Genomic DNA, 25,226 nt, shown 5'->3' with positions numbered 1-25,226 from the left:
ACGCGGGATAGAGCAGTAGGTAGCTCGTCGGGCTCATAACCCGAAGGTCACTGGTTCGAGTCCAGTTCCCGCTACTAAGTAAGACACGTTAGAAATTTCGTGTCTTTTTTTATTTTCAACACTACTTAATCCTTTGTTACTGTTGAAAATAAGAGCAATTACATCGTTAAATTTTGCGGTTCGATACTTTTTATTTTCAAAAACTAATTTTTCAGAAAATATCGAACCAATTATTTTTCTTTTAATTTCTGTATTTGCCTTTTTGTAAAAAACATTAATACTAGTAAGGAATTGTATTCCAAAATCAACATATATCCTAATATCCTTTTGGTAGTTAGAGTGTTCATCTATGTTTAGAGTTAAATCATTTATTTGATTATTGTAATCATTTCTTAGTCGATTGTAACTCCCTTTGTCAATAATTCCTTCTACAAATTTTTCAGTTAAATTATCCAATCTATCTTCTATCTGTTTTTTTTGCCTTTGTAATTTTTTTAAAATATTAATTTTATTTGATTTACTAGATTTGTATTTGTCAATAAGTATCTCTTTGAATAACTCTAATACTTCCTTTTGAGGCTCTAGAGCAATTAAGATTTTGTTTAGTTCATTATGTGCTATCTCTACTTTAAAACGCTCTTTACAACCTTTTCTTGAATTGCAATGATAATAATAGTGATGATTTCCATTTCTGCTTTTAGATGGACTTCCAGTTAAATTAGAATTACATTTGGCACATTTTAATATTCCTCCTCTTAGAGGTAGTTGCTCTTCGTGTTTACTGTTTTTCTTTGCATTTATCCGACAGTTGGCTCTATTAAGTTTTACTTGTTGAACCTTATGAAAAGTTAATTCGTCAACTATTCCTTGATGTTGTCCTGTGATTATTTCAGCAGGTAATTCTTCATATTCAGGAACAAATACTTTTCCCATATAAATTATATTTGAGAGCATATTACTGAACTGACTTTTACTTCTATTAATCCCTTTTTTAACGAACTCCTTTCTTAAAATTTCTTGGGTATAGTTACCAGTAGCATATTTCTCAAAGATAAGTTTAATTAAGGGGGATTTTTCTGGACATAATTGAATCAAAGGTTTTTTAGTTTTATTCAACCCCTTATCGTTGTAATAACCAATTGGTGCTCTGCTTGTTAATCGTCCACTTCTTAACGCACCATTAATCCCTTTTTTAGTGTCGTTACTTCTTATTAGGTTACTAACATATGGCTGAGATAAGAAAAGACCAAGCATATTATATTGAGTAGGGTCTTTAAAGTTAATCCATTGAGTCATAGTATTTATTTCTATTCCTCTATCCATAAATTCGCCTATAACTTGATAGGATGAAAATACATTTCTTGAAAATCTACTCCAATTATAACATAAAATTAAATCTACTTTATTTTTCTTTGAAAATTCGACTAGCTTTTTAAACTCTGGTCTTTGAAAATTCTTACCAGAGTAATCTTCTTCATATTGTTTGATAATCTTAATCTCATTTTTTGAACAAAAGTTTTTCAGTAAAATTTCTTGTTGATCTAAACTGTGACCATTTTCTTTCTGTTCGGTAGTGCTTACTCGTGTATATAATATTACTGACTTTCCTTTAAGGTTTTTCATCTTTAATCATTTTAACATCATCAATTATACTTGCAAACTTGTATAACTCATCCATAATTTGCCTTACCTTTTCATCTGATACTTTTTTGCCACCTGCTTGTAATATTCTTTTGCCTTTTTCAAATGTAACCATAGCAAAATAAGTTTAATTTTCAATGATGAATTTGACTTCATCGTTGATTTGTACTGTTATTGATTTAAATCTCCAATCCTGTACAATTTTTAATAACTTTTTGTTAACTTTTAAGTCAGATGAATCTGTTATTAATCTAGTGTCTCCATCAGAAAGTACAATTCTAATTTCTTTAAAATCATTTGTTTTTAGATAAAACAATAGAGTTACTTTTTCAACATCTTCATCAATATTTTTAATACCAAAATCAATGTTGAATTTATTGTTTGGATATTCTAATTGGATATAGTTAATAAAGCGAAGATTAATATGCGAATATAATCGCCCTTTTGCTACTTTATCCGCATAACTTTGGTATGGATAAAACCCTACTTCATTGTTATCATTAATTACTAGATATTCAGGACTATCTATAATTGATTGTAATATTTTTAACTTAAATAGGCAGTAATCATTTACTAAGTAATCGAATAGTTGAGTTCTAATATATTTTAGTGAATTTAATGGTATGCCAAACTTTCTTAAATCAATTACAACATTTAGCCAAATGTTTTCTAGCCTATTAAATCTTTTAACTTTACCAATATCTGAATCATCTATTTTGATTACATCTTTTTGTAACCAATTTGTAATTACTCTAGCAGAAACGTTTGTATTTATTCCTGTTTTAGTTTCATTCAGGCTGTAATTAGAGATTTCGTTATTTGTAAATTCAAAAAATGATGCAGGAATATGTTCTAGTTCTTCTTCTATTGCTTTCCTCTTAATTTTTGGAGAAAGTTTATTCAGTTTCTTAATATCCATTAGTGTAAAATTTCAACAAAGATATAAAAATTACACTAGTGTAACAAATTTAATATTTTAAGGAACTATGCGTTATATTTAAGAGTTTTCAATAAAATCAAGAATAGATTCCTTTGCTTTTTCTAATTCTACTTTAACATAATTTCTTTTTTCTTTTCTTAATCTTCCAGTTATTGATTTGAAAGATTTTTTTCGAGAATTTAAAACATCAATATAGTCTAGTACAATTTGGTATCGGTGCATATTACAAAATTTGTAAGTTGCAGGTCCTTTCGTATTTGGTTTTGGAACAAGAAAGAATTTATCTTGAATTTCAAAATGGTCTGACCATTTATCAAAATGAGGGTTGAATATTTTAAATTCATTAGAATTACTTGGACAATGATTTGCATTATGACCATAATTATTCTCGTGACTAATCATTGTATTATCTGAACCTTTAGAAGAATTACAACCAATACAAGCAACTGTAAGATTGTGTTGAACAAACATCCATTGAGGTTTATGTTTTCTAGGCATTATATGTTCAATTGCATTTCCGTATGCATCTGGATTTATAGTCAATCTACAATACGCACACTTTCTATTTTGCCTACGCCCGTAATGTTTGCGGATATTCCCTTTTAATGTAGTAAAAACACTTTTATCCCAATCTTCTTTTAAATATGTTGGATTATTATTAATAGTTAGTTGCTCATCGGCAAGTATGTTATATGTTTTATTGACTAGAGTATAGTCTAATAGTTTACTTAGACTAGCCATATTTTTCTATTAATTTATCGATTATTTCCTTTAAAGGGTCTTCATTAGATAGTTTGTCAATATTTTTATCTTGTAAATCTTTAACTGCTTGTTTAATTAAATTAGTGTCTTTATCGGGTTTTGCAATCTCATCTAGTATTGAACCAATACGCTCAGAAACAAAATGATTTCTAGTGGTAGGAACTTGAAAAATATCTAAAAGTATTTCTTCTGCTGACCAACCGTATGTGTTGGTGTTGATATGTAAGGTTTCAATTTTAGTGTTAGTTTTTTTTAGTCCAATTATTTTTGAAGACGCTCCTTGTAAATCTGAAATTAAAAAATGTGAATGAGTAGCAATAATAATATGGCAAGTGTTATACTTTGGTTCATTAAAGAGTTTTCTAATAAATGCTAAATACTTCATTTGCCAGTTCGGATGCAAACTTATTTCAGGTTCATCAATTAAAATTAGACTACCTGGCTTAACGGTCGCCATTAACCCTACCATAGTGGAGAAAAAATGAAACTCTCCAGAACTCGTTTGCTGTATTCCTAAAGGCTTATCATTATGTATGAAATTAACACTTGGAGGATTTACCAATCCTAATTTTCGTAACTTATCGAGGTGTTCATATTCCTCTTTTAGTAAACTATGTTCAAGTTTGTTATCAACCCTATAACTTAGTTCTTTTTTAGTGCTTCTATATACTGGTATTAATCTATCTGTTTTAAAAAGTGTGTTAATGAAAAAAACTAGCCGATCTAATTCTCCATCTTCTTTTGTTAAAGATTTAAAATAGTTTAATTTAAATGGAGGGGTTACCGTTGAGTTTTTATATTGCTCATCTATTTTGTAGAAATAATCTTCTAACTCCTCTTTTTTTAAATTTCCAGTATAAAACTTTTTAGTATAAATTGTACTATACCGAACTTCAACAGAACCATTAAAACCTAAAAATTTTGATAGGTTAGTTATGCCTTCTTTAAATACTTCCGAATTTAATTGTTCTACAATAAATTCAACTGTTTTACGAACATAAGACCTAGTACTTGCTTGTTGTGGTCTATTACGAACTCCAAGGTATTTGTAGATAGGAAAATCTGCTTGTTCTCGTCCATTTCTAGGTGCTATAAATTTATCGGTTAGCATTAATGAGTTCGCAATAATACTAGACGGAAAAGCATTTATAAATTCTTCTCTTTCAATAGTTTTATTATTCAAATAAAAGTTAGGAGATGGATATTTTGACTTCTTATTAGTAATGTCAACAAACTTAATGTCTCTATTGTTGCTAAACTCAAATAAATAGCCACTATTCCAGAACTTTAAAGCAAAAAAATAGTTAACACGAAATCTATTCCCCTCAATAAGATAAACCCCTCTGAATAGATGAAGAATTAATTTTAACAATTCACTTTTTCCTGTACCATTAGACCCAATTAAAACAGTAAAGTATATTGAATTAGAATCATCTTCTTTATCTAAGAAGTTAAATGTATTATTCCCTAAAATAGGATGGTCTCTAACTTCTAAAGAATCTAACTTAAAACCATTTTGTATTATACTTTTTTCCATCCCACTTAATGTTAAACTTAATTTTTATTTAATTCAAAAAGCAAATGATGTAAAGTGAAGTCCTTGTTAAAACGAGAGTGAATACTATCGAAAGTAAAATCGTTTGCTAGAATAGATTTATTAATTATTTGTCTTAAATCTCCATTAGGGGAAGTGTCAAATTGATTATCTAATTTTTGAATTATTCTATCCTTAATACTTTTTATATCATCAGCCAATACAAAGCCTAATAGACCTCCAAAATTTTGATTTTGTGCATATTTTCCGTTAAAATAGCGATAAACACCACCATCCATTTTTGGAGGTTTGTTTTTCGGATAGATTTTAGTATAAACATATTTGTCAATGTGGGACTTTTTAGAATCAAGACTTAAATTCTTACATTCAAAATAAAACTCGTTTTCCCAATATGAATGAATTAAAGTTATGTCATAATTGCCTTCTACATCTTCGTCATTAGTTACCTCTCCAAATACTTTAAAGCCGCGTAAACTGAACTTTATATTATCTCTAAGATACTTTCTTATATATTTTGTTATTTCTCTCTCAGGTCTTGGGTGCTTTCTTGTTTGCTCCTCTTTAATTATTGTTTGAAGTTCTAATTTTGAATGGTTTTTATAGAAATCGAGCAAATAATAAAAAACCCATTCTTTCCAAAAATTGTCATTCAAATCTTTTAGATGATTTGTGTTTGTTGGCATTGGAGAAGATGGTTCTACAATTTTAATATACTCTCTCTTCTCCATCTATTTCATAAGTTTTTTTAGTACCTCTTGACCATCTTCATACGCTTTAGTTTTAGTCCAATTAGTATTTATATCTTGTTTAATAATATAGATGCAATCTTTACCCCAAATTTTTTCACGAGATGCTAAAAAGTTTTCTTGTGGATTTTGCTCAAAAATTTCATTGAGTAAATATAAACCTGTCTTCTTTGCTGATGGAGTGTCAGAAGTGTCATTCAAATTAATTTTTATGGCTAGTAAGCCTAAGCCTGTATTGTGTTCTTTCTCAAAAGTTACAGGTTTTTTTAGAAAAATATTAATAGAAGATTCTAAAGTTTCAATATAATCTCCAATTTCATTTTTAGATTTTGTTACTGCTTTCTTATTCAGAAAATAATCTTTAATTCTCTGTCTTTCTAAATAGGACAAATCATATAAATCAAAGATTAATTCATTTAAGTTATCTTGAACCTCATCATTGTACTTACATTCTTTATCTGTAAGATTTTTACTAATTCTTGAAATTTCAAAAGCAGTATTGTTGTTTAATTCTTTTGGGATTGGAAGTTCTTTTATTGCGCTTACATTTAAGTATGAAAAATTACTGCCAAATCGTTTTTGATGTTTCTGTTTTAAAAAGTAATCGATGACTTTAGAGTTGATTATTGCTGTAAATAAATAGTAATAATTTTTATCTTCTAATTTTAAACCAAATAATAGATTTGAGAAATAAAAAGTTTCTTTAACAAATACGGCATTTATTTTTTTTCCAAATAAATTCAATAAGATGTTCTCTTCTTCATAAATAAAGTGGTTTCTAGTCCTTTGAAAATTGTCATTTATGATATGTTTCTTATTGGTGTATCCATCAATTTTATTAATTATAAATTTACTAATCTTTCCGTCTGGTCTGTATAGATAAGGAGTATTGTTAGTATCAGTTTTTGTTTTTGACAAAAATTTATCATAAGCATATTGATAGTATAGTTCTACTTTTTCTTTTGAATTTATTTTTTTGTCAATTAGATTGTAATGCTTCTTTAACTTGTTAAATTCAACTCCATCTAAGCCTTTGAAACTAGAGTAATTATTGTTTTTAGATAAGTAATCTTCTAATGAATTATTATCTGATAGTTTATCGATTAACGAAATGTCAAGATAATTTCCAATTAAAAAATCTCTTAAATCAAAATCGTTATTTATTAAATCATTTTGTTCTATTATAAAAGATTCATCTTCTTTAATAATTAGTAAGTTGAAAGGTTTCTCTGAAAATAAACCCATTTTAACTGGGTAATATTTAATTAATCCAGAATGATTTTTTTGATTAGAAAAGATTAATGCCAAAACACTTTCAGAGGCATTTTCAAATAATATCTTTTTTACTCTTGATAATTCATATATTTTTTTGATGCCATATTCGCTGTAAAAGAATTTTTGAAAATCTTTTGATTTCTCATTATCAAAATTGGAACTATTTGAAACAAACCCAAATTTGGTATTTTTATTACTCCAATCTTTTATTTTAATGAAGAAACATTGAGAAATCTGATGTTTCCCAACAACTTCTTTTGCATTGTATTTAGTGGTGTCATTTTTATAAGTAAACTTATCGATGAAACTAATTTCTATTTTAAATTCATCAGTATTCTTAACTTCAAAAAACGGAGGATTACCAACTATATAGGAAAATGTTTTGTCTTTATGTGGAATTTTATTGAGGTCGGTTTCTAGAGAATTAGCGTGCTGTATATTATTGAAAAAAGAATGTTTTTTAAACAATTCAACTTGACCTTTCTTTTTTAATTGATCTGCGATAAAATCTCTTATCTGTGTTTTTTCTAACCCTCTGAATAATTGTAAGGATAATGAGAAAAGTGTAAAGCGTTGGGCGGTTAATTCTTTTTCAATACCAAAAATATTATCTTTTATAAGTTTAGTCCTAAATTCAATCCTAGAGGCAACATCTTTTAATTCTTCTTCCTTGCTATTCTCTAATAATCGTTGAAAAGCAGTAATTAAAAACATTCCAGAGCCACAAGATGGGTCTAAAACGGAACCAATTTCATCTTCTACAATAATATCATCAACTATAAGTTGTGCCAGTTTTTTAGGAGTGTAATAAATACCATTTTCTTTTTGTTTATCAGTCAAGAATATTTCATAAATATAACTGATAAATTCAACAGGAATAATATCAAATCTAAAGTCAAAAAGACGTAATTGCCCAACTTCAATATTATGGTTTAAAGAATCTTGTATTAATCCACAGATTTTTGAGTTTAGATACTTTTTCGGGATTGTTGGTTTTTCAAACAACTCATTATTAAAAATATTATGAATTATTTCAAACAATTTATTTAATCCAATGCTATCCGTGTTTAATAGTAACTTTTTATAATCTACTTCGCTGTCTTTAAAATGATGTTCATAAAAAAAAGAGTTTATAATATGATTATCTTCAAGATACTTTATATAAAGTGTTCTGTCAATTAAGGCTTGGACATACTCTTCTTTCTTTTCGGTATTATCTGAAACTAAAGAAAAAGCAGAGTTTAATTGATTTTTAAGAGCCTCAAGTGTTCCGACTAACTCTTTATCAATGCTTTTGAATTTTTTACTTTTAATCAAAAACTCTTGATAGTTAGTCCAAAAAATACCACTATCAAATTTCCAGCGTTGAATTTTATCTAACTTCTCTTGCTCCTCAATTGAAATATTAAAACGATCTAGTTCACAATCATTATCAGAAACATTTGGAGACACTTTAGCATATTGCAGAACTAGTTTTGTTAGATTATCGTTTTTTAAGTAGAAAAGTAGGTCTGCTTTGTTTTCATTCCAGATATATTTTCTAATTTCTTTTAATTCTTTTTCTTCTAGTATCTCATTTATAAAATAAAAAGAAGTATTGGTTTGATTAGGGCTATCAAAAAAAAAGGCTGAGTTTTTTAATTTTTTATTAAGTTTTGATGAATTTTCAATAACGATTTTTTTAGGCAATAAATCTTTATCAAGATTAAAGCCTAATTCATAAAAAAAATCTGTTACAATATCCATTTCACTTAAAAATACCCTGTTAAATAATTTGCACCTAATCTACAAATTTAATTAATAATTATAACAGGGCTTGGATAAACGAAAAAACTTTTTTAATAACAGTCTAAATCTCTCATTTTTTCATCGATAAAGTCCATTAGTTCAAGTTCTTTATTTGCTATTTTCCCAGTTGAATGCTTAATTTCTGACATATCAGCAGCAATTGTAAATTGTTCTTGTAGTTCTCCGCAGTTTTTATCTATAATCAATTTGTAAATTCGCTTTTTTACAATAGGGTCGTATTTATTCCAAAACTCATCATTCCCCATAATCTCATTGAATTTTCTACGCTCATTTGCAATTTTCTCTTCTTTAATTACTTCTTCTTTACGGTGTTTAACAGTAGCCTCATCAACAAAAGTTTCAAAACTCGGCACATCATTAATAGTCATAAATTCTTTTATGATTTTCGCATACGTTATTGTGGTCTTTTTTAAAGTGATACTATCATCCTCATCAATCTCATACTGCAAAGCATAGCCTTTGATTTTTCCGTTTTTAGCATCGTCTTTTAGATAACTGATATCATCCGAACCGTTATAATCAAATTTAGGATTGAATGTAAGAACTGCTACTTTTTTAATGCTGTCGTATTGTTCCGAAATATAACCCTGTTTAGGATGCCTTAATGCATAGTTATTATTACCAAACATACTACCAATTTCTGCTAGGTTTTTTATGTTTTGTAGAGATTTATCGTTTTTGTTATTCTTGATGTAATTAATTAGTACATCTTCTTTGCTTCCAAAAACCTCCGCATCACTTTTAGGCATAAATACTCCAGCAATTAGTAATAATCCGATATAAATACTGTAGCGTATTTTTTTGTTTTGAAACAAAATAACTTGCTCCTTAATTTTTTCTGATACTGGAGGTAAAAGTATTCCACCTAAAATTAGAGTTAATAAACCTGCAATAAAGTCTCCTTTTGCTATAAAGCCGAAACCTCCCATAATTAAGAAAATTGATAAAATGTATTTTGCTATTTTCATAGAACTGATGTTTAGGTGCTTTCAGCCTCAAAAAGCAGTTATATGAAACGAAAAAGGGCGTGAGGTCTGAAACGTCATTCTTAAAGGCATCGCCAGAAGCCCACAGTCAAACAGAAACAGCCTACGCCCAATCGGACGTAGCCATAAACTGTATTCTTGACTGTTATTTGAAACTGGCGATTTCTTAAGAACAGAATACGATTACGCTACTTTATTTTAATTATCTATTTTATATCTAAATTTTTTGTTCAAAGACAAAATTACATTTTTTTATTTTGTTTCAATGCAAAATTAGTGCCATTGTAGTACTAATTATTTAAGTGTCTATCATATAACCGTTGTACTTGATTTTGCTGAAACTCTTTGTTGTTACGTGTTTTATACCCTAGTTTATTTAATTCTTTAGTAATAGCATAAAAAGAAAGCCCATTTTGATACAAGGAAATAATAAACCCTTGCGCTTTTCGATTGTTCTCGTTATCTCTTGCATTTCTCATTCGAGCCTTTAACCCTTTTTCTCTTGCCTCTTTGTTTAGGCTTTGAGGAGAGCCTAACTTAATGCCTTGCTTAATTAACTCCGCTAAAGCATCTTTTGTACGTTTAGAAATACGTTCTCGTTCGTCTTGGGCAAGTACTGCCATAATTCCGATTGTAACAGAATTAGCCTCTGGCATATCAACACATTTGAATTTAACTTGCGTGTCACGAAGCGTAAAGATAAATGCAGCGTTTCTACTCAATCTATCGAGTTTAGCAATCAAAAGTGTTGCATCGTTATTTTTACAATCCTCAATGGCTTGTAATAAGTTTGGACGATTGTTATTTTTACCGCTTTCTACATCCGTATAACTTTCAATAAGTAAATCATCGTCATTAATGAAATTTAATACTGATGATTTTTGAGCGTCTAATCCTAATCCCGAATTGCCTTGCATTTTAGTCGAGACCCTGTAATATGCTATGTATTTTTTCATTACTTACGTTTTTTAAAGGTTAGTTTAAAAAATGTAAGTACTAATGATTGTTGTTCTGACTGGTTGACTGTTTTCATATTTTTTATTCTTCTGCGTTTATTATTGCTAATAGTTCTTCTACTGTTTTATCTTTCATATCATCTTTAGGAATTTCGGTGTTGAGGTTGTGTTTTGTCTCTACATAACCACGATGTTTTCCTTTTGTTTTTAAATGAAAAATTATTGCTGTTGTATCTCCTGCCTGTATTCTTTTTCGGAGTGCTGCTTCTGAAAAGTCTAAATCTATTTCAATGGCTTCTTTTATTGCATTATGATATTTAACATCTTCATTCATCCATCGATAATGAGTATCTCTATGTATGCCTACTTCTCGTGTAGATGCGGTTACATTGCCAAGAGTAGTATGCATTGCGTGTATCATTGCTTTTTTCTTTTGTGCCTTTGTCAACTTTGCTGTGGTTGGTTTTCTATTTTGCTTCATCTGTTCTCTTTTTTATAGTGTCGGATTTTGTATAATTTATATAACCGCTCTGTTAATTAAATCGCAATTCTCATTAAGGGCATCGCAGGGGTGATCCCAGTATTTATAACCATTATAGTAAAACACACGATACAAAACACTCTCGAAAATTTCTGCCTTTCCATAAAATCTAATATGTGAGACTATGTGTAAAAACAGTTCATTATTGCCGAAATTCTTGCGTAAAGTGTAAAAATGCGGGTTTTTAGGCATCGTTTTAGCAAAAATCCATTCGCTTTTTTCAAGTATCTGACCCACATATTCATCAGTTAAATTATAATGCCCTTGTGCTTTGTATTGGTTTTGTTCCCAGTACGCTTTTTGGGTGTTTAAATCAACGTTTCCAACTTCGGTAACACTAACTCCGTTTGCATTAAGATAATCGCTTAAAATATGTCGATAGCAGAAATCATCGCCCTCTCCATACCCACATAATGCTATTTTACTTTTATTTTGTTTGGAAACAAGATTTTGCAGGTCTGCTTTCAATTTTTCTATTCCTTTTTTCTTTAGGATGTCTCGGTACAGGATATTGCAGGCATACCAATCTTCTGCTTTGATATGGTAATAAAATCTAAAAGTATTAAGGCTAGTTATTCTTTGTATTTCTTCTCTTGCGTATTCCCCATATACTTTTCCTATGATGCTTACACATACATAATCCTCTTTAAGTAGTCTATCTACTTCTGTAAAGTTTGCTGTTACTATTTGTTTTATTTCTTCCATTACTTAAAAATACGATGTAGTTTCTGCGCAGGCAATTGTAGTTGAGTTTATTGGTTTCCCTTAGAAACCCATAATGTCCGTTTACATTTTTTCCATTATAGAACACGCTTCTTTTTTAGGTGGATGTTAGACTTTATTAAATCTGCTTCAACTATTTTTAAATACTTCTTGCCTCTACGAATACGTCTTGCAATTGATCTGCCTTTATAAAACTTATAAGAATGGAAATGAGCGTTCGTTAATCGCTCTCCTTTGTCATTGGTTATGAATACCAAATTTTTCTTTTTTGTTATAAAGCCGATTTTGTGTGCTTCGTTTTTGTAGTTGTAAGCAGTCTTTTTACTTACACCTAAACATTCTGCTAAGTAGTTACAAGAAATTGTATAGAAACCTTTAGGATATGTCTTGCAATTCGTAGTGGCACGCTCCATATTAGCGACCGATTGCTTTTGAAAATATCTTTTCCTGTTCCTGTAAAATATTATAACTACTGCACAGCAGAATGCTTTGAAATCAGAAAAACTTTCTGGTTCATATATTATTGCAGTTTTAGATTTGAAGTTAAGTTTTGTAAATAATTTTGGATAGCCTTTGATGTGAATGGCTTTACTTATACTGTTTATAGTAATCCATTTTTCTCTGATTAGCCACTTAAAACAGTTTAGTACTGTTTTATAATTTAGTTGTAACTCATCTGCCCAATCTTTTGCACATTCAAAAACATCTAATTCATATTTTATATGTCCGCTTGATTTAAGTTTTAGTAATAGATACAGTTTCGTGTGATTAACTTTTCTGTTAATCAAAGCGTATTCGCATAACTCAGCAGGTATGGTAGTATAATAATTTACCACGCCTGTAATTGGTTTGTGTCTGTTGGAATAGGGTATAAGCCTGCTTCTTCAAGTACAGGTTTTAATTCGTAGAGGTTTTTAAAGCCTATATATATTTGGTTCGAGAACACTCCACTTGGGGCTACAAGGTTTATACCAATTTAAAAAAAACGGTTCGTGTTTCACGAACCGTTTTTTTTATTCCTTAATTTCTTACTTTTACAGAATCAAGGGAGATCATTTACGAATTTCCCATTGATTTGATACCCTTACGAATAATTTTTCTACTTTCTTTGCCTTTAACCACTTTTCCGTTATCTTCTAACCATACAATTGCACCGGTTGGGCATCGTTGAATAGGTTTTTGTGTATTATGATTTTCTGCATAGTTAATCACTGGCAAATTGTTTATCATAGTAATTAAATCATCAGGTGCATCCATATCACATTTTCCACAGGCAGTACAACCTACCTCGCAATCTTCAAGAACAGCATTTCCGTGTTCAAGATTTTTACATGCTACCCAAAGCCGATGACTTATTGGTTGTAAAGAAAATAAATCTTTAGGACAAGCTTCAACACAATCACCACAGGCAGTACATTTTTCATTAACTACTATAGGTAAGCCATGTTCATTCATGATAATGGCATCAAAATCACAAACTACTTCGCAATCACCATGTCCCAAACAACCCCAGAAACAACCTTTACCACCACCAGAAACCAAAGTGGCTGCCTGACAACTTTGAATTCCAATATATTGAGCTCGATTGAGAGCTACATTCGTTCCGCCAGCACAAGCTAGACGAGCGACTTGCTTTTCTTCAGTACCTAATGCAACACCGAGAAATTTGGCTATAGACTCCCTTCCTTCATCTGTACTGACAGTACACTTTCCTGGTAAGGATTTTTGATGCACTAAAGCCTCCGCAAAAGGGCGACAACCTGGGTACCCACATGCACCACAATTTGCATGGGGCAACATGTCTTCCACAATTTCTATGCGTGGATCTTCATAGACATAAAGCTTCTTGTTCGCAATAATTAGCATTATTGATAGAACTAAGGTTAAACCTCCGAGTGCGGCTATTGCAACAATGATAGACATATTATTTTGTGGATTTATTAAAAAATAGGGTCTCTTTTATATCTCAATACAGGGTTAATAAATAATTTCAGCCCATTTTTTACCGGCAACTAATTCGGCTTTTCGAAGTCGCCATTTTTCTTCTGAGCCTAAAATATCTGAAAATGCCTTATTAAGCTTTTTGTGGATGGCTTCATATCCAGCAACATAAATACAGGTGTTTGACTTTCCAAGTAATTCAATTATTTCAGCAGTTTGCCCTACAATTGCTTTTTCTAGTTCAATGGGGTCAGACCACTCTGGTCTTGGACTCAATGCATGAAAGGCCTTGAATGTTTCTTCATCATAATAATTTGTAAGATCTCCATCTTTGTCATTTAAATACAATAATTCTAAACCACTGCGTGCACCATAAAATAAACGAATTTGCCCTTCCCAATCTTTTACATCTTGATAAATATGTTTGATAAATGCTCGGAATGGTGCAATACCTGTACCCATACCAATGAGAATTAAATTGGAAGTTTTGTCTTGTGGAACTTTAAAAGGTAAATTAAATGGGCCTGTAACCATAATTTCATCACCTTTTTTGCGATTGCATAAATAATTTGAAGCAACACCCTGATATTCTTCTCCATTGAATTCATCAACGTAAGAGCAACGTTTCACTAACATAGTAAGTTGCCGTTTACCTTTGATGCTTTTTGGTAAATCAGCCACACTATATAGTCTATGATGGAAATTATTTCCAAAATCACCAGAAATTTTTACCAATACTCCAAAGCTTTGGTTTACTTCGCATTCAAATTCAGAATCTTTCACTTCAAGTACAATTTCACGCACTTCTTCAGTGTCTGTTGGTGTTAGTCGTGAAGTCTTTTTAACGATTGCCTTATACCTTTTTTTAATATCAAAATCTAATAAATTTGCCATGGCTATTTTTTAATTATTATTGTTAAATGTATCATAATCAATGTTTAATCATTTTCTTTTTTTCTCTCACAAACAGAGGAAGTGCAACCGCAATTTGAACAACTTCTTCTGCCTGCCAGCACATCATCTTCTAAATATTCCTCGCGAAACACATTTTTCCATTGGGTTTGTACTAATGTCCATAACAGTACTAAAACTACAGTTGAACCAATTCCGATTATAAGTGATTGAAACATATTTTCTTTTTTTTATTAAGCCCCAAGGCCTGCAAACCCCATAAAACATAAGGATAATATTCCTGCGAGAAACAAGGTTAATGCTGTTCCTTTGGAAACGTTAGGTACTTCAGCAAAATTCAATTTTTCTCGTAAACCAGAAATTAATAGCAGTGCTAATGTAAATCCTACTCCGGCTCCTAAGGCATAAATCACACTTTCTAAAAATCCATACCCTTTATTTGTTTGAAATAATGCCACACCTAGTATAGCGCAATTAGTTGTTATCAATGGAAGAAAAATACCCAAAGAACGAAATAATGCCGGACTCATTTTTTTGATGAACATTTCGACTAATTGTACAGTAGAAGCAATCACTACAATATAACTAATCAGCTGAAGGTAAGGAGCATCGATTGCTACCAAAAAGGCATGAATACCATAAGCACACATAGAACTTATTAGCATTACAAACGTAACTGCACTCCCCATTTTTGAGGCTGTTTCTATTTTTCCTGATACGCCCAAAAATGGACAAATACCAAGAAAGTAAGCCAGAACAAAGTTGTTAACTAAGACGGCATTGAGAAAAATAGTTCCTAGAGATTCTGTATTCATGATTTTATTTTTCTTGTTTGTATCAAATTAATTATAAGTAACCAAGCTGCAAGGGTAAAAAAACCGCCAGCTGGTAATATCATTACTATCCAATTTTGAAAATTCGCAGGGAAAATGGCAAATTGAAAAATTGATCCATTACCAAGGAGTTCTCTCACTGCCCCTAAGCAAAAAAGAGCGAATGTAAAACCTAGTCCCATACCAAGTGCATCAAGCATAGATTTTCCTACCGTATTTTTAGATGCAAATGCTTCTGCACGACTTAGAATTAGGCAGTTTACCACAATTAGTGATATGAATGCGCCAAGGCTTTTGTACAACTCTACACTTATAGCTTGAATAGCATAATCTGTAACAGTAACAAATGTGGCTATTATAAGAATATACGAGGCAATACGTACTTGTTTGGGAATAAAATTACGCAGTAAGGATACCAAAATATTAGACATCAATAATACAAAAGCTGTTGCTAATCCCATTGCAAGCGCATTTTCTGCCGTATTTGAAACAGCCAATACGGGGCACATACCCAATACTTGCACAAATACCGGGTTATCTCGCCAAATTCCTTTGATAAATTCATCAGTATTGGAGGGCTCTTGTTTGGATGAGGTATTATCTTTACTCATTGTTTTCTGTTTGTTTTTCATTAGGTTTAGAATCGTCCATAATCTTCTTGTGATTGTTAAAGAGAATAGGAACGTCTTTTGCTGTACTTATGCCAATAATCTTTCCGATTGCCCGAGAAGAAATCGTTGCTCCGGTTATTCCGTCAATTTCCCAAGGGTTTTGTTTTTCACCTTGCTTCACCGTAATTACTTTGTTTTTAATCTTTCTATCATTAGTAAGGCTTACGTCTAACGCTTTAAAATTGTCAAGAAATCGTTGGTCTTTTTCAATTTTATCACCAAGTCCAGGAGTTTCTTTGCTTTCTAAAACTTGAAACCCAATTAGGATTTGTTCCTTTGGATCGTAACCATAAAGTACTCTGATAATATCGGCATAACCTTGTCCGGCAGCATCAACTGCATAACCCACAAGTTTCTCATTTTTATTATATCCTGCATAATAGGTAGATTCAGGTTTATCACCATTTTCCAACTTGGTTAATTCTCCATCGGCATTTATACCAAAAGCCTGTGTACTAATAGTTCCTGGAAGAACTTTAAAAATAGCTTTCTCTAATGCTTCAGCCTTAAGTTGTTGTACTCTCGGCAGTGTTAACTGGTAAGCTGATACAATAAGTAGAGCACTTAATATTCCAATAACCAGCATCGCTTTTAGCATTTTTATGCTACTCGAAGATTCTTGTTTTTCTATTTTGGTAGCTTTACTCATGTAGCATTTAATTTTTTAATTGTTCCATAAACCCTGTTTTTAACAAGATTATCAATATGGGGAGAAATAGCATTGGCTAATAAAATAGAATACATAACTCCTTCAGGTAAACCACTCCATATTCTAATCACAATAGTTAAGATGCCGATAATACCTCCATAAATCCATAAGCCTAATGGCGTAAGTGGTGAGGCTACCATGTCTGTAGCCATAAATACGGCACCAAGCATTAGTCCACCAGAAAATAACATAAAGAATGGAGAAGGATATATTTCACTATTGCTTAAATAAAGGATTCCACTTAATATAAATGCGCTTAATAGTACCGCCAATGGAGTTCTCCAACTCATCATATTTCGGGCTATTAAATAAATACCACCCAAAGCAATAATTACAGCACAAGTTTCACCAGCGGAACCGCTAGTTAGACCAAAAGCTAATTCTATAGTTGGTGATACAATGCCATCAAATTTAAAAGACGTTAAGGGAGTTGCTCCTGAAATGGCATCAAATTGTGGCTGCATAAAAGGCCATGTAAAGATTGACTCAGCAATAGTAGAAAATCTATTTGGTAAAAAAGCTGGATGCCAGGTAGTAATTGCTACTGGGAAGGCAGCTTGTAAAACAGCGCGAGCCACAAGTGCTGGGTTGAATACGTTATAGCCTAGTCCACCAAAAATATATTTACCAAGCGCAATACTTATTACACCGCCAACAAAAGCCATCCATAAAGGAAAGCTTGGGGGTAAAGTAAGCCCTAATAATAACCCTGTAATTACAGCAGAGTAATCATGTACTGTGGATTCTTTTTTAGAAAGTTTACATAAAAAATGCTCCGTCAATACACTGGCAAGTGTTGCTGTAGCAATAACTAGTAAGGCATTTAATCCAAAAGAATAAACAGAGAAAAATACAACAGGCAACAATGCCCATACAACATTTCTCATAATGTCACCGGTACTTCGCCTTTTATAAATGTGTGGCGATGAGCTTATATTTAATGTCTTTTTAATCATTTATTTTTTCTTTTTTTTCTGCTTCCCGTTTTCTAACAACTCGTTTAGCCAAGCGGAAATACTGAACCAAAGGGATATGGGATGGGCATACATAAGTACATGATCCGCATTCAAAACAGTCCATTAAATTATTATCTGAAGCCATTTCGTCATAAGCTTCAAATTTTGCTAGGATACCCAGTTTGGATGGATTTAACATAATAGGACAGGCATCTAAACAGGCACCGCATTTAATACAAGGATATATTTGGGACGACTTGCCCACATCTTCTCCTGTAAACACCAAAATACCTGAAGTTCCTTTTACGATAGAAATATCGAGGTTTGAAACCGCTACTCCCATCATTGGCCCACCCATATAAACTTCGCTAATTTCTTCTTCCACACCTACATAATCTAAAACGAAACGTAATGGTGTGCCTACTGGAATTAGGTAGTTTCCTTTCTTTTTAACTCCGTGACCAGTAATGGTGATAACACGTTCCTGAATACCACGTCCATGAGGCAGTAATCGCCCAATCTCTGCAGTTGTAGCAACATTTATTACCACTGCACCAACGTCTATAGGTAATCCTTTTGAGGGAACTTCCTTATTTAAGATGGAGGTGACCAACATTTTCTCTGCCCCTTGCGGGTACTTCACTGGAAGTACTTTTATAGAAACAGGTAATTCTTTAGGAATATGTTTTGCTAAGTGATCAGCTGCATCTTGCTTATTGGCTTCAATACCAATAATGGCTTTTTTAGCTCCTGTAGCCTTTAGTAAATATTTAATTCCAGTAAAAATGTCGTTTTCCTGTTCTAGCATAACGCGGTGATCCGTCGTTAAATAGGGTTCACATTCTACTCCGTTGATAAGTAGAGTTTCGCATTTTTTTCCTTCAGGTACTTTCAATTTTACATGGGTTGGAAAGGCCGCTCCTCCTAGACCAACAATTCCTGCATCCTGAATTGCTTGCAAAATTTTTTCTGCAGTAGCTGTATCAGGATCAATCGGTTTTCCTTCTAGTACTTCTTGCGTAGAAGATGGAAATGTTTTGAGATAAATCCCAAGGGACATTTTCCCAGAAATTGTCGGGACATTTGCTATCTTTTGAATAATACCAGAAACTGGAGCGTGTAATGGAACGGAAACGTAACCCACAGCCTTGGCTAATAATTCACCTCGATGCACTTCCTGACCTTCGCGAACAACAATTTGTGACGGAGCACCAATATGTTGGGCCAAAGGCAAAATGATTACAGGAGCAAAGGGAAATTGCTTGATCGGAAGATCATTGGTTTCTCCTTTGCTTTCTGGAGGGTGAATACCGTGTTTAAACGTATTCTTATAAAAATTGAATAGACCCATATTCCTTAGTTGAATTTTTCACCTCGGGCTATCCATTTTTCTATATCCTTGGCAGACCTATCTGCTGGCAATCCTGGATGAATTACACCTGCTGTACATTTTTCTGCCGCTTTGACTAAGTCTTGATAAGGGCCACCTTTAGGATTTTTTATAAAGGCCTTGCTATCTCCATTGTATTCAAAAATATTAGAATTGATTTTAGTACACTCATCACATGATGTACATTCTTCAGTTTCTAACCAAGGAGCTAAATATTCTCCATTCGATGGCTGCTCTTCGACTAATACATCTACATCGGTCGCAGGAGCTTTATTCATTGCCATTTGTACAATGTTATCTCCGTTACCGCCAGCAAGCTGCATAAGGCCTTGCGCAATATTACCTACAACTTCACTTCTTATTTTTTCTTCCAGATTTTCTTCCTGTGGTTTCTCTATTTCTACTCCAGCAAGATCACGTAACATTAACCAGAAGTCTCTTCTTTCTTCACAAGACTCAACGATTGGTTTAGCTACCAATACTCGATTAAGTTTTTGTTCTCTATCTACTGCCCATATATATGGGAATTTGCCTTCTTGTTCGCTTTCTTCTAATAGTAAAAAGTCTGCTAATAACACCATATTATCATTCCAAGCACTACGAGGAACTTTTCTAAAGTGTTTTCTAAATCGAGCTTCTGTTAATGCAAAGTCAGCAAAAGTCATTGGTAATTTCATGGTAAGGTCTTGGCCATATTCCTGATATTTTAGGTTGTATGTAGGCCATGTTTCTTCGATAGATGGATTACCAGATAAATCGAGACCTTCTCGAGTTTTGATACCGTTGTCTGGATTGTATTTAAATATTGGATATGCTCTAGATTCTACAGCAAGTTTTGCTTGGTGTGAACCTAAATCATCTGCAACACCATGCTCTGGTTGGCAAGTAGTGTATAGATTGAATAATGCAGGTCGTTTGGTCATTAAACCATCAATAAAACCTTCAATCATATGACCTGTATTAGCTAGCGTCCCTTGCATCACGTAAGTGTTTCTGTGCGCCATAGCAATAAGACCAATCTCTTTTCTAGGTTCCGTTTTTCCTTTAGCTACTTTACCATATTGCGCCATATCAGAAATCTGTCCAATGAATCCAGAAGTACAAGCTTGTCCTCCTGTATTAGAATATACTTGCGTATCTACTACGATTACTTTAATTGGTTTTCCTGAAGCCATCATTCTGGATAGGTTTTGGAAACCAATATCATACATAGCGCCATCACCACCAAGTGCCACGACAGGTGGGCAAAGCAACCATTCTTCATCGGTAAACTGTTCCCACTTAAAGTAAGTAAAGAAGTCATCATGTTCTTCTGCATTGTATTTTCCTGCAAGCTCCAATTCTGCCTTACGAATAGCTTTAAAGCCGTCCGCCATTTTTGCCATATGCCCTTCAAAAACTCCCATTGCCATAGATGTTGAATCTTGGAATAAGTGGTTGGCCCAAGGGAATGGATACGGATTGAATGGCCATGAGCTTCCCCACACGGAAGTACATCCGGTAGAGTTAAGCATCCCCATATTGGAACGACCTTTACCGGTTGTACCATTGGTATATTTCCATTTTAATTTCTTCAATTGTGCTAGAAGTTGTGTTACATTGCGCAACCACTCTTGGTCAATTGGTTCACTATCATGTTCAGATTCTAACCTTCGGGTAATTTCTGCCATGGTTAAATCTGAGTTTTGCATTTCTTTGACAATCTTCGTCATTATCTCCGAATCAGTCAAATCCAAACTATTCATTAACTTAACTTGGATGTGTTTCTCTAATTTAGCTGTCAACCCATCAATATATGCCATATGTTTTTCAATACGTGGCTGCATAAGTGACTCAACAGTAGCAGTAAATATATGTACCACTGACTTTTCAGAACAGCCCAAGCAAGCACCATCACCACTGGCAAAGTTTAGATATGCTTCTTTATTTAATAGAATGGTCTCTAATGGACCAATCTTCTCTTCAAGATTGTCTATACGATTGAATTTTGGTTTAGTACTAGGTAAGTCCATCCATAGATCCCATTCTTTATTAAGTTTTACAACTGAACCTTCGGTTTGTGGTATCTTAATCAAGGCATTATCATTACAGACTTTAACACATTCCATACACCCTTTACATGTATTTGGATTGATGGTTATACTAAATAAACCACCACTATTTTCTTCTTTTTTCTCATGTAAATCAAAATATGGCCTTGTTAGGGCGAAGTTGAATTCTCCTAATTCCTCTTTAAACCAACCAAATTCTTTGGCTAATTCTTTACCAATTCCATTATCAGAAGCGTCAATAGTCATTTCGATAGCATTAGTAATACAATCATTGACAGTTGCTTCATCTTTTGAGGTAGAAAATAGTTTTCTAACATTACCTTCTAACTTGCGAACAGCTTTAGGTAAGTGCTCTAGTTTTCCGTGATTCTTTTTCACACGTTTCACAATGGTATCAAAAACATCAGATACCTCACTTACAAGTCCTGGTATAGCCGTGTCTGGACAAACCGTATAGCAGTCTCCACAAGCCGTACAATTGTTAGGAATCCATTCAGGATGTTCAAATCGTATACCCGTCATATTACGGAAAACTGACGTAACTGCTGGCATTACACTTAGTCCTATAAATGGGTCTGTAAGATTATCATTACCCATACCGCGTAAATAAAAATTACCTGTTTGTTCCCAGAAGCGGTGAATATCACTTAATTGTGACTCGCTTTGAGGAATATTTTTCATCATTTTTGGTATAGGTGGCATAATTGCGAAAGCATTACCAGTAGTTTTGGCATCTTTTCCATTACTCAATACTTTATTAGTTATCTCATGTACTTCATCAAAACCACGTTTTACGACACGCATATTATCATCTACTACACGTTGCCCTTTAGATCCAAATTTATCCTGTAATTGGTCTTCAATGGCTTTCAATAATTGTTCGTCCGAAAATCCGGATTTTTCCATTAAAGGAGAAGCAGAGAAAAACGCGCCTTGGAAGGCAATTCCTTGCATACGTAATTGCAATTCTGGATCGGTGGCTTCTTCACGTGCAATTTTAAATCCATCTATATAATACACATGGATTTCTTTATCGATAATTATCTTTTGATAATGCTCTGGAATATCAGCCCACACTTCCTCAGCTGTTGCTCTTTCACTTTGAATAATAAAATTACCTCCTTTTTTAAGTCCCGCTAGTGCGTTGGTATGTTTAAAAACATTAGGGTCTGGAGATAAAACAACATCTACAAAGAAATATTCACAGTTTATTCTAATAGGTTCCGAAGAAGCTGCTAGATAGTAAGTGGTCGGTTGTCCTTTTTTCTCCGAACCATATTTTGGATTAGCCTTAATATTGTACCCTAATAATTCATATAAGGTCATCGCCATGTTTTTACCAGTAGTAATTGCACCCCAGCCACCGATAGAGTGGAAACGTACAGTTATAGCATCCTTTGGCATTAGGTTTGGGTTCTCTGACCCATGAACGGCTAATTCTTTAACTTTTGGATAGGATTCCACAATAGTTTCTTGGTATGCCTTTTGTTTTGGTGAGTATGGAATTTCATGAATAAAATCTATAGACAGATAAAACATTTTTTTATGTTTTCCATCGGGTAGCATATTTTCTATTGTTCCAATGATTCCTTCTGGTTGTAAATCTCTACTTCCCATACCAAATGACCCAGAGTAAACTGCAGGCATTTCGGATATGGAATAAGAAGTTAATTCAGGATAAGGTTTCTGTTTTTTATCCATACCATTTTCAACACACTTGTTCAAAACAGCACGAACTTCACGAGTAATTGGTGAATCTACGGCTAATGGTTGATCTAGTCGTTCCAATATAGTGACAGCTTTTTTACCTTTTAATATTTTTGCAAGCATATCAGCTGGAAATGGTCTAAACATAACAAGGTTGACAACCCCTACTTTTATTCCACGTGTTTCTCTGATGTAATCCACAACAACTTCTGCACTGGGCACTATACTACCTTGACCTAAAATAAGATAATCAGCATCTTCTGCTTTATAAGTCATCACCCGTTCGTAGAGTCTACCTGTTAGTTGTTCATATTCTTTAAATGCTTTGTCTGCTAACTCCTTAATATGATCAAAGAAAAATGGACGTTGTGCAGCAACACTCTGCATATAAGAATCTTGGTTTTGTACAATACCTGCCATAACAGGATTGTCTACATCCCATAGTTCTGGAATACGACGACGTGTTTCGCCATAAATAATTCGCTGAGAGGGTGTTGGTGTATTGATTATATCATCAGGTCTGCCTAGATATTCTTTAATCAATTCACGTTCTGGTAAAAGAAACGATTCGATTAAGTGTGTAGTTAAAAAACCATCCTGAGCAATAATACCCGGAGTAAGTGCTAATTCCGCAATACGGTGTGAGATAATATTAAGATCGGCTACATCTTGTGCTTTTTTTGCAAACATTTGGAAAAAACCTGTATCATCTACAGCATGATAATCATCGTGCCCTGCGTGTACGTTTAAGGTAGATTTAGTCATTGCACGGGCGCCAACATTCAACACATAAGTAAGACGTTTTCCTACAGCGGCATAGAGTGATTCGTGCATGTAAGCAATTCCCTGACCAGACGAAAAGTTAGATGTACGTAAACCAGTCATCGATAAGCCAGCAGTTACAGCAGCAGCAGCATGTTCACCTTCTGGTTCAATGAATATTAAAGGTCTATCAGAAATATTTAGATGCCCTTTGGCAGCAGCATCTGCCCAATACTCACCCATTTGGGTTGATGGAGTGATGGGATACGCTCCAGCAGCATCTGTAGATTCACGTTCACACATGATTGCTGCCGTATTTCCATCCATAGCTACAGGCTTACCCGGGTATTTGTATTTGTTTTTGATTCCTTTTGCATTCTTGGAAATGCCGATTTTTTCTAAAAATGATTTGCTCATAATTATGCTCTATTTGATAAGTTTTCTTTTAGTTACTTTAGTCTTATTTAATTAACCAATTGTTTCGCCTATTCTGCTAAATCAATATAGTTTTCCATTTCATTTAAATTCGTACTATAATTTTATATCACTCAAATCAACGTTAATGAACTAATTGTCAATAGCACGACATTATTTATAATAATGCCTCCATAGAATCTTCTTCAACGAACTTAACTCCACTTTTCAAGAGATACCCTTGCAAATAATGAAATATGGAACGATATCGATATAGTTCGCCTTGAGTCGATTCAAGAAGTTTACTAGCTTGTTCGACTTTGATTTCATTATTGTTTACAGGTAATAATTTTAATTCATAATAGAGAACAATAGAACCCTGATGAATAGACACTAAAAGTACATAAGTCAATGTTCTGATTTTATGACTTTTATCATGAAGAGAATCTTTCGCTTTGACTTATTAATATAATGGAAGAGGTGTGGGGAAACGAAAATTTTATGGTTTGATATTTATCAAAAACTTTCAATTTGTAATTACAGTAGTTTAAACCACTTATATTAATGCATTGCAGCTAAATATTTTTAGTGTTGATAATGGGTCGGGGAAATTGGAATAAAAAAAAGGAAAAACGCAGATTTCAGAAAGCTACTACTTAAAAGTGATTAAGAAATCACCATACTTATTTTAAACATTTGTATGTGTATTGCTTTTAAAATAAAGGCTATAATAATAGTTTGATTTAAATTGAACACGGTTTAAATAATATTAAGGTTAAAAATTAGTAAATTAATATATTATCATGATTCATAACCAAAGGCCGCTGGTTCGAGTACAGTTCCCACTACTAGGTTTATGCCAATTATAAAAAATGGTTCGTGTTTCACGAACCATTTTTTGTTTTATTAAGTTTTTTGCTTTTACATCCCGTACTCGAAAACGTAA

20 protein-coding genes and 1 tRNA gene are annotated in these 25,226 nt (G+C 32.7%); 1 reads left to right on the top strand and 20 read right to left on the bottom strand.

The genetic code is table 11. The features are described 5' to 3' along the window. Position 1: 1 nt before the first annotated feature. A tRNA-Met gene (locus tag PHEL85_RS08505) sits at positions 2-74 on the top strand. Here the strand turns inward: PHEL85_RS08505 and PHEL85_RS18335 are convergent. From PHEL85_RS18335 to PHEL85_RS08410, 20 genes are all read right to left on the bottom strand, one after another. Then, positions 34-1,623, bottom strand: coding sequence for a recombinase family protein (locus PHEL85_RS18335; protein WP_410477249.1), 1,590 nt, complete (start codon positions 1,621-1,623; stop codon positions 34-36). The two genes, PHEL85_RS08505 and PHEL85_RS18335, sit on opposite strands and share 41 nt — an antisense overlap. Continuing rightward, complete coding sequence (locus tag PHEL85_RS17755) at positions 1,610-1,756, bottom strand: hypothetical protein (RefSeq protein ID WP_156109152.1); 147 nt, start codon at positions 1,754-1,756, stop codon at positions 1,610-1,612. The genes PHEL85_RS18335 and PHEL85_RS17755 overlap by 14 nt, the downstream gene beginning before the upstream one ends. A gap of 12 nt (positions 1,757-1,768) precedes the next feature. After that, positions 1,769-2,560 carry a hypothetical protein gene (locus PHEL85_RS08500; RefSeq protein WP_036823948.1) on the bottom strand — a complete coding sequence of 264 codons (792 nt, stop codon included), beginning with the start codon at positions 2,558-2,560 and terminating at the stop codon, positions 1,769-1,771. 78 nt (positions 2,561-2,638) lie between these two features. After that, complete coding sequence (locus PHEL85_RS08495; protein WP_036823945.1) at positions 2,639-3,322, bottom strand: hypothetical protein; 684 nt, start codon at positions 3,320-3,322, stop codon at positions 2,639-2,641. Further along, positions 3,315-4,880, bottom strand: a complete 1,566-nt coding sequence (locus tag PHEL85_RS08490) for an AAA family ATPase (RefSeq protein WP_036823943.1) — start codon at positions 4,878-4,880, stop codon at positions 3,315-3,317. Before PHEL85_RS08490 ends, PHEL85_RS08495 begins: the two co-directional genes overlap by 8 nt. 17 nt (positions 4,881-4,897) lie before the next feature. Beyond that, positions 4,898-5,626 (bottom strand): hypothetical protein, encoded by a 729-nt coding sequence (locus PHEL85_RS08485; RefSeq protein ID WP_036823941.1) that lies wholly within the window; start codon positions 5,624-5,626, stop codon positions 4,898-4,900. After that, positions 5,627-8,665, bottom strand: coding sequence for an N-6 DNA methylase (locus PHEL85_RS08480; RefSeq protein ID WP_036823939.1), 3,039 nt, complete (start codon positions 8,663-8,665; stop codon positions 5,627-5,629). It abuts the gene before it with no gap. A gap of 92 nt (positions 8,666-8,757) precedes the next feature. Continuing rightward, on the bottom strand, positions 8,758-9,696 hold the full coding sequence (locus PHEL85_RS08475) for a hypothetical protein (RefSeq protein WP_036823936.1): 939 nt from the start codon (positions 9,694-9,696) through the stop codon (positions 8,758-8,760). Positions 9,697-10,004: 308 nt separating this feature from the next. After that, positions 10,005-10,670, bottom strand: a complete 666-nt coding sequence (locus tag PHEL85_RS08470; protein WP_036823931.1) for a recombinase family protein — start codon at positions 10,668-10,670, stop codon at positions 10,005-10,007. 82 nt (positions 10,671-10,752) lie between these two features. Then, on the bottom strand, positions 10,753-11,151 hold the full coding sequence (locus tag PHEL85_RS08465; protein ID WP_036823929.1) for a hypothetical protein: 399 nt from the start codon (positions 11,149-11,151) through the stop codon (positions 10,753-10,755). Positions 11,152-11,187: 36 nt separating this feature from the next. After that, on the bottom strand, positions 11,188-11,916 hold the full coding sequence (locus PHEL85_RS08460) for a hypothetical protein (protein ID WP_036823927.1): 729 nt from the start codon (positions 11,914-11,916) through the stop codon (positions 11,188-11,190). A 95-nt stretch (positions 11,917-12,011) separates the two neighbouring features. Continuing rightward, entirely contained in the window at positions 12,012-12,770 is a 759-nt protein-coding gene (locus PHEL85_RS08455) for a hypothetical protein (RefSeq protein ID WP_036823924.1), read from the bottom strand. Positions 12,771-12,990: 220 nt separating this feature from the next. After that, positions 12,991-13,857, bottom strand: a complete 867-nt coding sequence (locus PHEL85_RS08450) for an RnfABCDGE type electron transport complex subunit B (RefSeq protein WP_036823922.1) — start codon at positions 13,855-13,857, stop codon at positions 12,991-12,993. A gap of 54 nt (positions 13,858-13,911) precedes the next feature. After that, positions 13,912-14,769 carry a ferredoxin--NADP(+) reductase gene (locus PHEL85_RS08445; RefSeq protein ID WP_036823919.1) on the bottom strand — a complete coding sequence of 286 codons (858 nt, stop codon included), beginning with the start codon at positions 14,767-14,769 and terminating at the stop codon, positions 13,912-13,914. A gap of 251 nt (positions 14,770-15,020) precedes the next feature. Continuing rightward, a complete protein-coding gene (locus PHEL85_RS08435) occupies positions 15,021-15,602 on the bottom strand; it encodes an electron transport complex protein RnfA (protein WP_036823915.1) in 582 nt (193 codons plus the stop codon). Continuing rightward, complete coding sequence (rsxE, locus tag PHEL85_RS08430; protein ID WP_036826060.1) at positions 15,599-16,231, bottom strand: electron transport complex subunit RsxE; 633 nt, start codon at positions 16,229-16,231, stop codon at positions 15,599-15,601. Before rsxE ends, PHEL85_RS08435 begins: the two co-directional genes overlap by 4 nt. Further along, positions 16,224-16,940, bottom strand: a complete 717-nt coding sequence (locus tag PHEL85_RS08425) for an FMN-binding protein (protein WP_036823913.1) — start codon at positions 16,938-16,940, stop codon at positions 16,224-16,226. The genes rsxE and PHEL85_RS08425 overlap by 8 nt, the downstream gene beginning before the upstream one ends. Beyond that, positions 16,937-17,956, bottom strand: coding sequence for an RnfABCDGE type electron transport complex subunit D (locus PHEL85_RS08420; protein ID WP_036823911.1), 1,020 nt, complete (start codon positions 17,954-17,956; stop codon positions 16,937-16,939). The genes PHEL85_RS08425 and PHEL85_RS08420 overlap by 4 nt, the downstream gene beginning before the upstream one ends. Then, positions 17,949-19,307: an electron transport complex subunit RsxC gene (gene rsxC / locus PHEL85_RS08415; RefSeq protein ID WP_036823895.1), complete on the bottom strand. Its 1,359-nt coding sequence runs from the start codon at positions 19,305-19,307 to the stop codon at positions 17,949-17,951. The genes PHEL85_RS08420 and rsxC overlap by 8 nt, the downstream gene beginning before the upstream one ends. A 5-nt stretch (positions 19,308-19,312) precedes the next feature. Further along, complete coding sequence (locus PHEL85_RS08410) at positions 19,313-24,283, bottom strand: 2-oxoacid:acceptor oxidoreductase family protein (protein ID WP_052108510.1); 4,971 nt, start codon at positions 24,281-24,283, stop codon at positions 19,313-19,315. Positions 24,284-25,226: the final 943 nt, after the last annotated feature.

Origin of the sequence: Polaribacter sp. Hel1_85 (genome assembly GCF_000766795.1) — a bacterium.
Classification (GTDB): domain Bacteria; phylum Bacteroidota; class Bacteroidia; order Flavobacteriales; family Flavobacteriaceae; genus Polaribacter.
Note: the sequence above shows the minus strand (reverse complement) of the source record. Positions and strands in the feature narration are given on the sequence as shown.